Consider the following 15,825-nt stretch of genomic DNA (forward strand, 5'->3'; position numbering starts at 1 on the left):
TAACGCGTTTATATCTTATAAATATAGAACAAGATTATGTTATGATGATGCTTTTTTGAAGAATGAGGAGTGAGCGAAATGAAAAAGAACTGGTACCGCCGCATGCTGCTTTCCTATTTTCCGATATTTTTGTTTACGGTGACGATTTTAATCTTTTTGTCATTTATTATGGTCAATGAAATCTCTCATAAGGAAACGGTTAAAGCTGACCGTATATCAACGGGTTATATTACAGACACGCTGACGAGGTCGCTAAGAGTGATTGAAAGCAGCGTGCTTGAGGAAGTAGAGAAAAATGCTCATTACCGCGAGTTTCTTAATGTTGAGCGCACACAAGAAAATCGAGAGGCCATCTTTAACGTAGTAGATAGCATGCGCTCCTTAATTGCCAATGACAGCTTATTAGACTCTATGTATGTGTATCGAATTGAGGACAAGCAGGTGCTTACTCGAATCGGACTCGTGGCTTACGAGGATTTTGCAGATCGGTCGTTTCTGGATCAGGCGCTCCAAAATGCTTCCTATCAAGGCTGGTCTTCGATTCGGAATTATCATGAGCTTAGCATGGAAAGTGACAAACGGGTGATCACCATGTACAAAAGAGAACCGCTTCCCTTTGGGACCGAAGGGCTTGTTGTCATTAATGTAAACATGTATGCGGTTGAGCGATTGATTCAATCGATGAAAAGCGATAGCGTGACGTTTCTTCATATCAAGGACAAGGATGGCAAGCTGCTGTTTTCGACCGTACCGAATCAGGATAACAGCGGAAAGGTGCTTAACCAGGTCACGCTGGACTTAATGGGCTGGACTTTTGAGAGTGGGATCGTGGCCGGTCAGCTTTTCTTATGGGTATCGGTTATTTCCTACGTTTGGGTGATTATTGGTCTTCTGACCGTTGTTTTTGCTATTTTCTATATTATTTATATTACTCGGAAAAACTATAAGCCAATCCGAGTCATGATGAACCGAATCGAATCCATCCAGCTGCAAAATGACGGCTTTAGCATCAAGATGGATGAGCTGTCCCTCATTGACCGGACGCTTGAGAATTTGATTCAGCAGACGGAGGATTATGAGAAGGAGCAAAATGAAAATTTGCTGATTGGAAGAAAACAGCTGTTCTTTGAGCTGATTCAAGGGGAAAACGTATCGCAGATAAACGAGCGGCTGAACAAGCTCAAGCTGCTGCCTGAAGATAGAGATGTGCTTCAGTTTGCTTTTATCGTAGTTGAAATCGGGCATTATGGCCAATTCCGCAGCGGCTTTTCCGTTCGTGACCAGAATACGCTGAAATTTGCGTTAAGCAATGTGCTGCAGGAGCTTGCGAGAGACGAGGAAATGCAGGCGTGGGCGGAATGGATTGGCGAGAGCAGAATGGGCATCATTGTTGGCATCAGCGGCGGGGAACGGGAAGCGAAGGAGCATATTCGTCAATTTGCGGAAAAAGGAAGCCTATGGGTCACCGAAAACCTCCGTATGTCGTTAACCTTTGGCATAGGCCCTCTTATTCAAGGCTTGGAGAAAATTACGGCTTCTTATAAGCCGGCAGTGGAAGCCATGCATCATAAAATGTCACTCGGCAAGGATGCAGTCATCATGAGCGAGAATTTGCCCGGTCAGAAAGCTCGCAAGTCGTATAAGCATTTGCAGCTTGCAGCTGATCTGGTTCGAGAATTCCGTTTGTCTACAGGGGAGTGGCGCATCCATTTCGAACAGATCTTCGAAGCTTTGGAAGCGGATTGCCTGAAGGACGAAGACATTCGGATGCTGCTGCTGACCATGATGGATATGCTCGGCAGTGAGCTTGGCAACGTATCCGAAGATTTACGAGAGCATTTTGCAGGAGAGAAGGCTGAGCAGTGGAAGCAAACCATGGAGGAGACGGCTACGCTTGAACAGCTCCGTTCGCTCTTCTTGGAGCATTTAACCGAGATTTATCGCCTTTACGTTGCTTATTGCGAAACGAAAAATCATAAAGCAATGATCAATGAAATGAAAGCATACATCGAAGAAAACTTTGTGGACCCGGATTTGTCACTCAAGCATCTAAGTGACCGCTTTCATATTTCAGGCAAATATGCGAGCTATTTGTTCAAAGAGGAATTTAATATGAAATTTGTGGATTTTATTGTCCAGTTGCGAATGGAGCATGCGGAGGGGTTGCTTGCGGAAACGGAGGATTCCGTGCAAAGCATTGCTCTTCAGGTTGGCTATGCCAATTCGATTACGTTTGGCCGTGTGTTTAAACGGGTGGTGGGCGTCACGCCTGGCGACTACAGAAAATTGAAGCTAAAGCCTGGTAAAGCCCGTCATACCGGGCATTTATGAAAAAAGTTTAGCATACGAATCCGATCGGTAGTTCCATATAATGGGTATTCCTCTTAGGGTTTATCCATTAGAAACTAGTTTATTGCGCCTTGTTCGCGAGTCATGCCATACTTTGGTCATTCCAGTCGAGGCTGCAGCAACAGGAATGTAAGCGCTAACCAGAAAAGTGAAGCAGCCAGATTTGAATACTACTCGATTCGAAGAAGGGGTTGGAACGATGACTAGAAACATGAAAAGAAAACGGTTCATTGGTTCGAAAACATCTATGCTCGTGCTTGCGGTGGCGGGTTCATTATTATTTACCGCATGCTCATCGAAATCTTCACCAGACGCCGCTGAAGGAACTAACGGTGGAGGAGCAGCAGCGAAGCCGGTTACTCTTAAAGTGGAAGTGTTCGATCGGGGCAATTCACCCGCAGGTTCTACCATTACAGATAACTATTGGACCAAATGGGTAAATGAAAATTTCGGAACCCAAAGCAATATCGACGTGGAATATGTTCCGGTACCTCGCTCAGAGGAAGTGGAGAAGCTAAATGTTCTGATGGCAAGCGGAAGCAACGTGCCGGATATCGTATTTACTTATGATCCGAATACGTTTAACCGTTATGCGAAGCAAGGTGGGTTAACGGATCTCGGTTCGCTACTTGATGAATACGGACCGAATTTGAAAGCGTTTTTAGGCGATGATGTATTGAATTACGGAAAGTTCGAAGGTACGCAGTTTGCCATTCCGGCGAAGCGCTCGAATACTGGGAAATATGCATCTTTTATCCGTCAGGACTGGCTGGATAAACTCGGTATGCCTGTACCCCAAACGACGGATGAGCTTTACAACACTTTGGTAGCATTCAAAGAGAAGGATCCGGGCCAAATCGGAGGTCAGGTCATTCCGCTTGGCATGACAATTGCATCCGCACAGTATGAGCCACTGCTTTGGTCTTTCGTTAAAACGATGACAGAGGAACAGAAATTCACCTTAACACAACAGCTGGGCTCCAATGATTATCCGATTTTGCTCCCAGGCTTTAAAGATGGGCTTCAATTTATGAACAAGCTTTACAATGAAGGCCTCATGAATAAGGATTTTGGCCTTGATAAGGACAAGAAAAAATTAACGGAAGATATCTCCAACGGAAAAATCGGATTTTTCACGGAAGATGACGTTAATATCTACTATGAAAATGGAACCTACGCGCTGCTGCAAAAAAATGTACCGGGTTCTGAAATTGCTGCGGTAGACGTATTTACGAATGAGGAAGGCAAGCATGCCAAACCGAAATACGCGTCCAATGGTCTCTATATTATGATTCCAAAATCAAGCGAGCGTGCGATTGAGGCCATTAAATATTTGGATTGGATGGCATCAGGCGATAATCTGTTCCAGCTTCAAAACGGAGTCGAGAATGAAAACTATACCCTTGTCGAAGACATTCCTGTTGCCGCAGAAAATCCAACGGTAGAAGCGACCAATCGGATGTTCAATTCTGGAGATATGGCTATTATTTCAAACGGCAAGCAGCTGGGCAGCTTGGAGAAAAACCTGAAGGCCAGAGCGTTTCAAATGCCAAAGGCATTCCAAGAACAGGTTGCTGTAGCACAGGATATTGCAAACACGGATACCATTGATCTTATCTTGCTGGACAGACCGATCGAGGCGCAAACCAAATATGCAACGACTCTATTGGATAAATTCAACGAAATTATTGTTAAGACGACGATGGCGAAGCCGGACCAATTCGACAGCATTTATGAGTCGATGCTGAAGGATTACATGTCGAGCGGCGGCCAAGCGATTTTGGATGAGCGCACTGCCTTATATAAAGAGATGAAATCCAAATAAAGCGAGTGAAAATCGGTGAGCGCGGAAGAAGAGGCCATCCTCTTTCTCCCGCGGCATCCGGTTTTAATAGAGGAGGCAACCGCTGTGAGCATGACCAACTATTTCCGCAGATATTGGCAGCTGTATGCGCTGCTTGTTTTGCCGCTGTCGTATTTCATTATTTTTAAATACGGTCCGATGTACGGCATTCAAATCGCGTTTAAGGATTTTAATTTTTTCCAAGGGATTAACGGCAGTGAGTGGATCGGCTTTGAAGCTTTCAAAGAAGTATTCGGTATGCGTGATTTTTATATTACGCTTCGCAATACGCTGATGCTAAATTTTCTTGATTTGTTGGTATCCTTTCCTGCACCGCTGATTTTGGCGATCATGCTGTATGAAATGAAGATGGTTTGGTTCAAAAAACTATCCCAAACGATTCTATACATTCCTCATTTTATTTCGTGGGTTATTATCGGCGGAATCGTGTACCAGGTATTTGGTACGCAATCGGGCATGATCAACAATATCATTACTTCAATAGGCTTTGACGCGGTTCCCTTTCTTACAGACAAAAATGATTGGCTGATCACGTATTTGTTAGTCGGTGTTTGGCAAAGTGCAGGCTGGGGAACGATTATTTATTTGGCTGCGCTGACCGGGATCAACAAAGAGCTGTTCGAGGCGGCAGGCATTGACGGAGCGGGCAGGCTGAAGAGAATCTGGCATATTACGCTGCCAGGCCTCAAACCAACGATTGTGGTCCTGCTTATCATCAATCTAGGCCATATGATTTCCATCGGATTCGAGCGGCCTTATGTCATTGGGAATCTGGCGGTTCGCGAATATGCGGATGTGTTAAGTACATTTGTATATCGAACGGGTATTCAATCCGGTCAATATACGCTGGCGACAGTCGTTGGCTTGTTCCAAGCAGTCGTGGGGCTCGTATTTGTACTAGGCGCGAATTATGCTTCCAAAAAGCTGACGGACGAGAGCATTCTCTAATAGTAGGCAGGAACGATCCGTTGTATAGCTATGACTATTTGAAAGGAGCGGATCAGATGAGAGAACAAACCGCTAACCGAATATTTGACACCGTTAATTTTATTGTATTATGTGTTTGCACGCTGATTTGTCTTGCTCCATTTCTTCATATATTGGCCATTTCCTTAAGCTCCGTAAGGCCGATCGTGTCGGGGCAAGTAAGCTTATTCCCGGTGGAGCTTAATTTTGAAGCTTACTTTAAGGTGTTTTCCGATCCTGCGATGATCCGTTCACTAGGCTTTACGATATTGCTTACTGGTATTTTTACAATACTATGCATGGTTATGACGATTGCAATTGGTTATCCTTTGTCCAAAAAGAAGCTTAAGGGACGCAAAGTATTTATGTTTATCGTCGTGATTACGATGTTTTTCAGCGGCGGTATTATTCCTGAATATATTTTGATCCGGAACCTGCATTTGCTGGATTCGATGTGGGCGCTAGTTCTGCCTGGCTTGATCAATCCTTTTTATTTAATTATATTAATTTCTTTCTTTCACAATATACCTGAGAGCCTGGAAGAATCGGCTGAAATTGATGGCAGCAGCCATTTCCGAACGTTATTCAGCATCATGCTGCCGCTGTCGCTTCCCGTCATTACGACGCTCAGCTTGTTTTACGCGGTTGGCCGCTGGAATGGATTTACGGATACGTTGATGTATATTACGAGCCCGGAACTCTATCCGCTTCAATTGAAATTGTACCAGCTCATTCAAAACAATATGATTACCGAGCTCATGCAGATGGAAGGCGCTCAAATGGCGACCGTCGTGCCGGAAAGCTTAAAGGCTGCCAGCGTTATTTTTGCAACGGTGCCGATTTTAATTGTGTACCCGTGGCTTCAGCGTTATTTTGTAAGCGGTGTTATGCTGGGAGCGGTCAAGGGATAACGGGTTTCGATAGGTTTATACGGATGCAAGGAAGAGGAGGATGAGCATGTACGAGAAGCTTGTAGCACTAAATGATTATTGGGCAAACGAAGGTGCTGAACGCCAAGTGCTGGATCCGAATAACCGATATTACGGGGGAGTAACCGATCCGGAAAATGGCATAGCATGGCCTAGCCATGGCGGCTCTCCTATGGTGATGGCGCTTTGGGCAGCAGCTCTGGTTAACGAGGATTCGGCGTATTATCATAGCGAGGATTTGCTTGCCCGCTTGGAGCTAGGCACGCAGTTTATGCTGCGCTCGCAGCATGGGGACGGCACGATTTCGCCAGGCTGGACCAATATGCACTCCCCGCCGGATACGGCATTTGTCGTTGTTGGGCTTGCGCAGGTTTATCAGTTGCTGCACGAGCACCAATGGGAGCCTCTTCTCGAATCGGCAGCCCATATTCTTACATTCCTAGAACGGACGATTCCTGCATTGCTAACGGGCGGCTGTCATACGCCAAATCATCGCTGGGTGCTGACAGCTGCGCTCGCGTCGATGTATAAGCTGACAGGACGGGCGGAGCTGGCGGACAGGGCGAACGAATGGCTGGCAGAGGGGCTCGATTGTACTGAGGATGGGGAATGGACGGAGCGAAGCAACGGGATTTACAATGCAGTCAGCGACGTGATGCTCTACCATACTGCAGAGCTGCTGAACCGCCCTGAGCTGCTAGAGCCAGTTAGAAGAAATTTGCGAATGATGTCCTATCTGGTACACCCAAATGGCGAAGTCGTTACCGATTATTCAGGTCGGCAGGATTATGGCCTAAGCTTTACGATGGAAGGATATTTTCTTGTCTGCAAGCTAATGGCAGCAAAGGATCAAGATCCCTTCTTCGCGGCTATAGCGGAGCTGGCTGCTCAAACGCTTAACCATCCGGGTTGGTTGCCTAATAATGCGTTACTGGGGTATCTGCTGCACCCGGAGCTCCGTGACCTTACGATTGAGCCCAAGTCATTGCCAAGCAGTTATCGTGTAGTGATTAACGGAAACTTTCCTCGCGAGAAATACTTGAATGCGATAGACACGGCCGGGCATAACGGGAAGATTTACCATAGCCGGCTTCATCCGGATTTTGGAGCTCCGATTGCCCGTGAGCGTCAGGGTGCAACCAGCTTGACGGTGATTACGGAAGCGAGCTCCATTGCTGCTCTTCGGCATGGCGATGCTCGATTGCTGGCCGTGCAAATAGGAACTTCATTCGAGCCTGGTCACGTCAAAATGAATCAATTGCATATGGGGGAGCACGGTTACCGACTGGTAGCGACTGAGACCAAAGGTTATTATGGGCCGATTGCAGCTGCTAATTTGCCAGAGACGGCTGCCTCTGAGATTAGTCCCTGGTATTTGCTGCCTCACCAGTTGAGGGAAGTTACACATTTGCAGTATCATCATGTCGAGGCGGAATTGACGGAAAGCGAACAGGGCTGGCAGCTAAGCATCCGTTGTGCTGAACCAGAGGGCATGATGGTGCAGGTTGCGTTTGTGTTTGGGAATGAAGGAGTGCTCACAGGAGAGGCCTTAACACCTGTGGATGACATTCATTTCTGGAAGGAAGGCAAGGCACGTTATTCCGCTGGCGAAGATTGGATTGAACTGGACGGAGGAGCCCATGAGCACTGGGTGAAAGCTCTTCGAAATGCAAGCGTACCTGCCGGGTGTCAGTCGCTGGTCGTTAACTTAATGACGCCGTATGATCATACGTTCGACATTAAGCTCTCCGGGGGCAATCCAAAGTTTGCGAGGCATAGTGCTGCACAGGACGCAGAAGAGGGGCTGATCCGATGAGCACCTATTTGGAGCCACGTGAGAGCAGCCGTTATTGGTACGGCGAGGATGAGCAGCGCATACTAGAGGTACTGTCAGGCAGATACGTTGGAGCAAATCCGCCCATTCCTTTCGCGCTTCGTGCTTTTGCTAAATCGGGCATTTTGCAAAATGAAGAAGGTTTGTATGAAATGAACCTGCTGGAGAGGCTGCGAAATGCCCATATCGGCGATTATTCCTATTTATATGGCCTCGTCTGGAGCGACGATGAGCGTTCAATTGACGGACTAATGGAGCCGTTCGGGCCCATTCAGTTCTTTTTAAACGGAGAGCAGCTTTACCGATCGACAGTGGTTGATGAGCTGAAGCCGGGTGCGAGGGCAATGATTCCTCTCTTGCTTCAGAAGGGCTGGAACCAGCTTGTCATCGAAGCTCGGAAAACTCCAGTGGGCTTTGGCTGCCGTTTTGGGGCCGATGAAGCTAAAGTTCGCATCCTGCAAGTGCTTGCTCCCTTCGAGGGACGTTCAGGCAGCGCTGGCTGGGTGTATTCTGAGCCGGTTCCAGCTTCGAAGATGAAGGCAGAGATCGATGTTTTTGATTATCGTTCGACGGAAGAGAAAAGCGGATTAACATGGCTACCACAAATGAAATGGAGTGCCGAGCAGGAACGCAAACCCAATTGCGAGCGGCTGTTCGGGCGTCCATCGGCGGAAACTGCAGCTTTCGGCTGGACGGTGCTTCAGACTCGAGCAACGGAAGGGGACGTGCATTTAATAGGAAGAGCTTGGGGACCGACGACCATTTGGCTGGACGGGGCATTGGCATTAACCATTGAAGAAGCTGGTTCCTTTGAACATCCTATTTCTATGCTGCCAGCCGGCCGCGGCGAAGTACTGGTTCATACCGTAAGCAGCGCGGAGGGATGGGGCTTTGAGCTGAATGTCATTGAAGAGGGCGTTCCGCTTGAATTAAGCGCGCCAAGACTAGTGCACGGGTATGACAAGGATTGGTTTTTTGCAGGGCCGCTTGATCCAAGTCTAGTCATGTCTCCATCATCCGTATGTACGATGACAGCGGTTTTCCCAGCAGCGGATCTCGATGCTCAGCCAAGCGGCGCTGTATATTGGTCGTTGGATGCGCCGGATGCGCGAGTTCGTCCTTATTACGAAAATGCGATGTTGAGCAATAAGTGGACAACAGGCAGCGCAACAAATTATGGTCGATGGGACTATCCGCTTGGCGTTACGATGTACGGGCTTCTGAGAACAGCGCGCGAGCTGCAACGGAAGGACTTGCTCTCTTATGCGCTCAGCCATATTCGGAGCTGTACGGAAATGTATGACTACTCGATGTGGGATAAAGAGGAGTACGGCTTTCCTTCTATTAACCACCAGCTCGTGCTGATTCGAATGCTCGACAATTGTGGTTCGTTTGGGTCTGCAATGCTGGAAGCTTATGCGGAAACGAATGATTTTACGTTTAAACGGATCGCAGATCGTATTGCGGAGTTTATGCTTCATAGGCTAGAACGTACAGATAAGGGAGCGTTCTATCGGCTTTGCGAAGGCGAGTATTCCGCGGACACGATGTGGGCGGATGATTTGTACATGAGCGGACCCTTTCTTATACGATATGCGCAAGTATCCGGTGAGCAAGCGGCACTTCATGAAGCGGCCAAACAATTTCTGCTGTTCAAAAGCTATTTATATATGGAAAACGATGGTTTAATGTCGCATGTTTTCGATTTTAAATTTGGCCATGCAACGCAAGTTCCTTGGGGACGGGGCAATGGCTGGTGCCTGTTTTCCTTATCAGAGCTGTTGGAGAAGTTGCCGGAAGGCCATGGCGATAAGCCTGCATTGATCGGGTTTTTCCAGGATATGTGCAAAGGCGTCGCGGCTCTGCAGGCCGATTCGGGGTTATGGCGTCAAGTGCTTAATCGGCAGGATGCCTATGAGGAAGCATCTTGCACCGCCATGTTTGCTTATGCGATCGCACGCGGGGTCCGTTTTGGGTGGCTGGATAGTCCAACCTATTTCTCAGGAATTGCGTTAAAAGCATGGCAGGGCTTGACTAGCGAAGCCATTGACCGGCAGGGGAATGTGTACGGCGTTTGCAGCGGCTCGCGTTATTCCTTTTCCCCCGATTATTATATGTATGATCTTCGGACTGTCCTTAACGATAATCACGGCATTGGCATCATGCTGCTCGCAGGCGTGGAAATCAGCCGATTAAAGGCGGATGGGAAGCATAGATATCCTCATTCATTACGCGGAGAAGCGATCGTTTAATCGATTGTGACAAAAATAATAGCTCTCAACTCTCCTTTGTTATGTTCTAAGTGATTAGATCATGGCAAAGGAGGTTTTTTTATTTTAAAATAGAAGAAATGAACAGTTAACTAGCTTAACTAGATTTAATATTTCACGGCGAAGCGGGTTTCACTGGCCAAGGCCGGCGATAGCTGTATCGGCTTGTCCGTAGACGAAGGAGATGTGCCCTATGACGATTGAAATGAAAAATGATTGGCCGCTATACTTGGAAAATGAATTTAATGCTCCTTATATGGTAGAGCTGCAGGCTTGGCTGGAGGATAAATACAAAGTTGAAACGGTATATCCGGAAAAAGAACATATTTTTAATGCACTGAACTATACCTCCTATGAGCAGACGAAGGTTGTTATTTTGGGACAGGACCCTTACCATGGCCCTCAGCAGGCTCACGGCTTGAGTTTTTCGGTTCAGCCAGGCATAAAGGTACCGCCTTCCCTAAAAAATATATATAAAGAGCTTGAGGCGGATGTAGGCGCTCCAATACCCGATCACGGAAGTTTGGTATCTTGGGCTCGCCAAGGGGTGCTTTTGCTAAATGCGGTGCTTACCGTGGAGAAGGGGCAGCCTAATTCACATCAAGGCATGGGCTGGGAGCGGTTCACCGATGCCGTTATTGCCGTCATGAATGAAAGGGAGAAGCCGGTTGTATTCATGCTTTGGGGGAAGTATGCACAGGAGAAGGCCAGAGCTATTGATACGGACAAGCATCTCGTTATTTCTTCCGCGCATCCGAGTCCGTTTGCTGCACGGAAAGGTTTTTTTGGCAGCAAGCCATTCTCGCGGGCAAATGCTTTTTTGGAGAACACGGGAAGCGAGCCAATTGATTGGAACATTCCTGCGCTTGGCGATGATGCAAGTTAGAAGATGAATGAAATAAAAAGGCTTCTCCGCTTGTCTGAACATCAGCTCAGACAGGCAGAGAAGCCTTTTGGTTATTTCGTTATTGCACAATGATCGCAGGGCCTGTCGAGGCCTCGCTTCCACCGGAGGTAGCGGGAAGCACCGGCTTCAGCTTAGCATCAACATAAGTAGAAACCTGAACATCTGTTATGACCTGCGGATACATTTTATCGGGGTCCGGCAATACCGCTTCCACATGGATAATCGCTTGGTCTCCATTGAATTCGATGGAAGCAATGCGAAGGCCATAGCCTGGGTGAGGCACTTGTGCGGTTACGGTTACTTTGTTAATATCGGCGTTTACTGCCGTAACGGTCAGCTTGGGATCAAGCGTCGGCTGCTCTGGCGAATTTGGAATCGTAGCCGTCTCCTTTACGAATTGAATGGCATCATAGAGCCAGCCGGCTGCATCGCTGCGCGTGATGGCTTTTTTCGGATAGAACTTATTGGTTTTGTCGAGTGTAACCACTTTGGAAATCATCAGTTTCTGTATGCTGTCCATGTAGTCTTTGTTAACCTCAGCTTCATCTTCAAGCAGCATAAAGATTTCAATAAACGCATAATCGCCTTTTTTCGTCATCCCTTTGAACAAGGGGTGAGCGAATTGTTCACGGGTCATGATATCATTGGGCTTAACACCGTTTGGAATTTCGAGCCCGTTTAGGCTGGCAATTATGAACGCATCCGAATACCAGGCATCATCCTTTACATTCGGGTAGTAATCGCTTGCCTTGGGTGCTCTAATGAAACGAATGTTATCAATGTTCAGGCCAAGGCCTCTGACGATCAAGGAAACGCCTTCCGCATAAGTCAAATTGCCTTTGGGGTTAAACTTGTCCTGTGCATTTCCGTTCAGTATGCCCAGTTTTTTGAGCTCGGCGATCTTTTGTTCATTTGCATCGTTTTTAACATCCTTGAAGGCTAGTGCGGATTGCCCGAGAGTGAAGAGCATCATCGCAACTAACATTATGATGACTATCGGTCGTTTTCTCATTAGGTCACCTCTTTATCGTATTTGCTGCAGCACTTATTTTGACGTTATTATAAACGGAAATGTTGCATTTTTCCTAATTCTTTCGAAAAATGCATATTGTTATTCGGAAGGTTTGATCTACACAAGCTGAACAAACCATTTTATGTATTGACTAAGGAAAAAGCCCATAACCCCTTATTCAAAAAGGATTGTGGGCTTTCATTTGTATAATCTGAGCAGGGCTCGGACCTGCTGGGCAATCAAGTAACGATGTTTCTAATTTCAACTAGCTCGTTAATAAAATAATCAAGTTGATTTTTAGTGGATACATTAATTACTTGACGACTATTGTTTTTCATTTTGTAATCCTGTTCTAATGATTCTAAAGTGAGCCCTGCTGCTAGTGTCGCTATTCCATCACCTATGGTGACAATTGATGCTGCAATAAAAGCCAGCCTGGCAATTTCAATATCTCGTATGTCCTTATTATTCTGCATAAGCCGAAACCTCCCGAATCATATGCATCAATATATGTGCGAATATACGGGGAGGTGAAGAGGAGATGATTAAGCAACATACCTGGTGAATGAATATTTTATTCATATCCTATTCGTATCACGATAAAATAGGAGAAAATTTTATCAAAGATCAATCAAAGGAAAAAGCCCGCAATCCCTCATGGTACAAAGGATTGCGGGCTTTTTATTTGTATGATCTGAACAGGGTTCGAACCTGTGACCCCTACCCTGTCAAGATAGTGCTCTCCCAGCTGAGCTACCAGATCATGTTAGCGACAATTAATAATATATCAGAGGCGGAGAATGAAGTCAATACTTTTTATGGAATTTGTTGCACTTTGCGAAACCTTATTTTACACGGAGCCAAGACAACTATATAATAGCTGAAGGCTGATGCCTATTTATGTTTTACATCACCTATGTGACGGGAGCGGTTAAGAGCTATGTTTAATCTTGAGGTACATAACCAATTTGCAGCAGCAGTCCAACAATTGATCGGCAAGCCAGGCGTCATTCATTTGCAAAATGACGTTGATTACAAAATTTCGGTACAGCAGTTTACAGGCATTGAAGTAACGGAGCATTACGATAACGAGAAAGATCCTATGATCTTTCAAATTTCATTTTTGAATGCGCTTGGCCAAGAGGACACTTTGGAAATTTGGGATAGCGCCATTCTTGAACTCGACCACACACAGCCGGAAGTGACGGAGGAGTGGGTGCCGCAGGGTCTTGCTTTTGCCTTTGCTGTACTTAAGGATGAAAGCAACGCGATTGAATTCTATATGGCTTAATTTAGGAGCGGCTGTTAGCTAAGCATCCAGAGTATTCATTAAGGAGATAATCCAGCTCTTGGCTAATTTTAACGACGGCGTGATCCGTAAGGTTGTTGCAAGCTTCAAATAATAGGACCATTTCTGCACGTACTTCTTCAATTTTTTGCTGATAAAAATGGTTATCCATCATAATCCCTCCAACTTTTCATTTGCTAAACATAGAATAAACGAAGGTTGTTAGAATTTTTCCGAAATAAAAATTAGGTTTATGTTAGCTACAAAAAAATGAACGGCTGCGGACCTTCGTATTTGATTTACTAAACGGATAATCCTCATATGAAACATTTTCATAACATAAAAGTTGATTATTTTTCCTGTAGAGCATAAATATGAGGGAAAATCCCCCCAAAGCATTTATGGCTTTTAGGGGGATTTTTTTAAACGCGGATATCTATGTTCTTGCCAAGATTAGGTTGTGCGCTGCTTAACATTTGTACGAGGTTTTGACCTTGCTGATTGGCTTGATCCTTGGCTATGGACATGACGCGAAGACTTGCCGCCATTGCCAGACTATTTTGGCTCATGGCCATTGATACTGCTGCTATATCCATCCTACACCTCCTACTTTCATTATCGGAAAATCGAAGGGACTTGTTTACACCTCTCCATAAAGGAGATTATTCCTAGTCAATGTGACATGTTGGTTTTATCGCATCAACGCATACACGATTCCTATACTAAAGCCGAATGTTACCGCATACCTATAAAGAAAGCGCGCAGGAGGCGGTTTCTGTTGGCTGCAGAGTATGCCTATTTGGCCATATGGCTAGCGGGGATGTTTGGAATTATTGGCATTGTGATCGGTGCCGTTGCACGGTTTGCGATTTATGATTCACTTTCCCATGATGAGCAGTTTGTGTGGTTGAGAAGAATTCCCACAGAAGCTCGCAAAAAGTAAACTGAAATCCGGCAATCGCAGAAGGATGCGAATAAGCCGGATTTTTTGTGCTGTTCTCAAAAAACACAAGTAAAATATTTCATAGTTATGGAAAGATGGGGGCATTATAATAATTGGCTGTACATTTTGTTAATCTGAGAGGGGCTAACGCAAACATGAATGACTTCAATAGCGGGCAAGATACGAGGGAGCATATTGTTGCTGTGCAAAAGGACGGAGATGGCGATCTGACGGCTTTCAAAACCTCTGGCGGGCGTGTGCTTGATTATACAACGGCACTCCAAGAAGTGCAGGCTGGGCAAATTGCTGGCGTTAATACCTTTAAGGGCAAAGACGGCGAGTTTTATATCCGCGGGGATGCCGATGGCGATCCAACCAATAACTTGGACCAGTTGCCTCTTTTTTAGCACCGTTATTTAATGTCGTAAACTAAAGAAGATGCAAACAGAAGCTATCCGTCAGAAAGACGCTTCTTTATGAATTTCTGATTAAGAAAAAGCATATTAGCTAGACGCAACAAAGGCGCCGCATGCGTAACATGCTGGCGCCTTTTTGAATGAAAAGATGTTATGGTTTGGAAGAACTCTTCCATTATAAGAATGAAGGCAAAGCTCTTGTTATCCCTTAGGTGATGTCATACCTTTGGTGCTGTTCAACAATGCGCATGGAACCGGTTTTGCCTCTGTACTCATCAATAGCGTCACCATAATGCATAAGCCAGGTTTTCTCCTGAATGGCTTCAGGAAGCTGAACCAGTTCTTCAAGTGAGGCATGAACGACGCCGGGTGGCTCAAGCTGGCAATCGTGATAAATCGTAGTCACACCTTCGTCGATCAATTGCTGAAGCAGCGCGGGATCGTAGCGCATGTCGGCGGAATAAAAGAAATGACCGTTAAAGATAAAAGAATAGCTTGGTTTATTCGTAATGTGTTTGGTTTGAAGCAGTCGAACGGTTAAGCCGGGGGACAGCTCAATGTCTGTATTCGGCTGAAGCGGGCGTACTTCGAAAAAGTCTTCAAGCTTGTCCAGCGGTTCCTGCGTCAACCCTCCACGAAGCGTATGTTCCCACAAGGGCTGAACCAGTGTCTCCGCAAGGTACAAAACAGGTTTTCGCTTATATTTGAACATCATTTGAAAGGCGTATTCTTCCAATCCGCCAACATGGTCTCCATGTATATGACTGATCAGCACAGCATCCAGCTCGGGAAAGGATAGGCCTTGCTCATGCAGCGCTTTCGGCAGCGTTATTCCGCAATCCACTAATAGCCGATAGCCATTCACCTCAATAATGCCATTATTATTATCATACTTTTTTGCAAAAGCGCTCCCCGTTCCGATCATCGTGATATGCATGAAAAATCCTCCTTGTCGTCCATTCATTTAATGTATCAAATCCTATGTATCCTTGACAATTGTAGATGCACATTTGCCTCTGTTTACATACAATGCTAAAGCAATATGTT

General features: G+C 45.9%; 15 protein-coding genes and 1 tRNA gene. 10 read left to right on the plus strand and 6 right to left on the minus strand.

What is annotated here, in order from left to right; genetic code table 11:
* The first annotated feature begins 78 nt into the window (after positions 1–78).
* From FJQ58_RS26605 to FJQ58_RS26635, 7 genes are all read left to right on the plus strand, one after another.
* The gene (locus FJQ58_RS26605) at positions 79–2,331 is read left to right on the plus strand and encodes an AraC family transcriptional regulator (protein WP_139998018.1); all 2,253 of its coding nucleotides are present in this window, start codon (positions 79–81) and stop codon (positions 2,329–2,331) included.
* A 217-nt stretch (positions 2,332–2,548) separates the two neighbouring features.
* Positions 2,549–4,174, plus strand: coding sequence for an extracellular solute-binding protein (locus FJQ58_RS26610; protein WP_139998020.1), 1,626 nt, complete (start codon positions 2,549–2,551; stop codon positions 4,172–4,174).
* A 90-nt stretch (positions 4,175–4,264) separates the two neighbouring features.
* On the plus strand, positions 4,265–5,161 hold the full coding sequence (locus FJQ58_RS26615) for an ABC transporter permease (RefSeq protein ID WP_140000117.1): 897 nt from the start codon (positions 4,265–4,267) through the stop codon (positions 5,159–5,161).
* 56 nt (positions 5,162–5,217) lie between these two features.
* The gene (locus FJQ58_RS26620; RefSeq protein ID WP_139998022.1) at positions 5,218–6,090 is read left to right on the plus strand and encodes a carbohydrate ABC transporter permease; all 873 of its coding nucleotides are present in this window, start codon (positions 5,218–5,220) and stop codon (positions 6,088–6,090) included.
* Positions 6,091–6,136: 46 nt separating this feature from the next.
* Positions 6,137–7,924: a hypothetical protein gene (locus FJQ58_RS26625; RefSeq protein ID WP_139998024.1), complete on the plus strand. Its 1,788-nt coding sequence runs from the start codon at positions 6,137–6,139 to the stop codon at positions 7,922–7,924.
* The gene (locus FJQ58_RS26630) at positions 7,921–10,194 is read left to right on the plus strand and encodes a glycoside hydrolase family 88/105 protein (RefSeq protein WP_139998026.1); all 2,274 of its coding nucleotides are present in this window, start codon (positions 7,921–7,923) and stop codon (positions 10,192–10,194) included. Before FJQ58_RS26625 ends, FJQ58_RS26630 begins: the two co-directional genes overlap by 4 nt.
* 211 nt (positions 10,195–10,405) lie before the next feature.
* Positions 10,406–11,098 carry a uracil-DNA glycosylase gene (locus tag FJQ58_RS26635; RefSeq protein WP_139998028.1) on the plus strand — a complete coding sequence of 231 codons (693 nt, stop codon included), beginning with the start codon at positions 10,406–10,408 and terminating at the stop codon, positions 11,096–11,098.
* Between the two features lie 79 nt (positions 11,099–11,177).
* Here the strand turns inward: FJQ58_RS26635 and FJQ58_RS26640 are convergent, their stop codons facing one another.
* The 3 genes from FJQ58_RS26640 to FJQ58_RS26650 form a co-directional block, all read right to left on the minus strand.
* A complete protein-coding gene (locus tag FJQ58_RS26640) occupies positions 11,178–12,131 on the minus strand; it encodes an S-layer homology domain-containing protein (RefSeq protein ID WP_139998030.1) in 954 nt (317 codons plus the stop codon).
* Between the two features lie 239 nt (positions 12,132–12,370).
* Complete coding sequence (locus FJQ58_RS26645) at positions 12,371–12,607, minus strand: translation initiation factor 2 (RefSeq protein ID WP_139998032.1); 237 nt, start codon at positions 12,605–12,607, stop codon at positions 12,371–12,373.
* A gap of 214 nt (positions 12,608–12,821) precedes the next feature.
* Positions 12,822–12,894 (minus strand) — tRNA-Val (locus tag FJQ58_RS26650).
* 177 nt (positions 12,895–13,071) lie between these two features.
* Here FJQ58_RS26650 and FJQ58_RS26655 point away from each other — a divergent pair.
* Positions 13,072–13,422, plus strand: coding sequence for a hypothetical protein (locus FJQ58_RS26655; protein ID WP_139998034.1), 351 nt, complete (start codon positions 13,072–13,074; stop codon positions 13,420–13,422).
* Between the two features lies 1 nt (position 13,423).
* Here FJQ58_RS26655 and FJQ58_RS26660 read toward each other — a convergent pair whose 3' ends face one another.
* Both FJQ58_RS26660 and FJQ58_RS26665 read right to left on the minus strand, forming a co-directional pair.
* Complete coding sequence (locus FJQ58_RS26660) at positions 13,424–13,591, minus strand: aspartyl-phosphate phosphatase Spo0E family protein (RefSeq protein WP_202915332.1); 168 nt, start codon at positions 13,589–13,591, stop codon at positions 13,424–13,426.
* Positions 13,592–13,841: 250 nt separating this feature from the next.
* Positions 13,842–14,015 (minus strand): YjfB family protein, encoded by a 174-nt coding sequence (locus FJQ58_RS26665; protein WP_139998038.1) that lies wholly within the window; start codon positions 14,013–14,015, stop codon positions 13,842–13,844.
* 182 nt (positions 14,016–14,197) lie between these two features.
* On the opposite strand from FJQ58_RS26665, the gene FJQ58_RS32655 reads away from it, so the two are divergent.
* On the plus strand, positions 14,198–14,362 hold the full coding sequence (locus tag FJQ58_RS32655) for a hypothetical protein (protein ID WP_175598136.1): 165 nt from the start codon (positions 14,198–14,200) through the stop codon (positions 14,360–14,362).
* Positions 14,363–14,517: 155 nt separating this feature from the next.
* The gene (locus FJQ58_RS26670; protein ID WP_139998040.1) at positions 14,518–14,769 is read left to right on the plus strand and encodes a DUF3892 domain-containing protein; all 252 of its coding nucleotides are present in this window, start codon (positions 14,518–14,520) and stop codon (positions 14,767–14,769) included.
* Between the two features lie 217 nt (positions 14,770–14,986).
* On the opposite strand, the gene FJQ58_RS26675 is transcribed toward FJQ58_RS26670, so the two are convergent.
* Positions 14,987–15,715 carry an MBL fold metallo-hydrolase gene (locus FJQ58_RS26675; protein ID WP_139998042.1) on the minus strand — a complete coding sequence of 243 codons (729 nt, stop codon included), beginning with the start codon at positions 15,713–15,715 and terminating at the stop codon, positions 14,987–14,989.
* Positions 15,716–15,825: the final 110 nt, after the last annotated feature.

This window comes from Paenibacillus paridis (genome assembly GCF_006345825.1).
Classification (GTDB): Bacteria; Bacillota; Bacilli; order Paenibacillales; family Paenibacillaceae; genus Pristimantibacillus; species Pristimantibacillus paridis.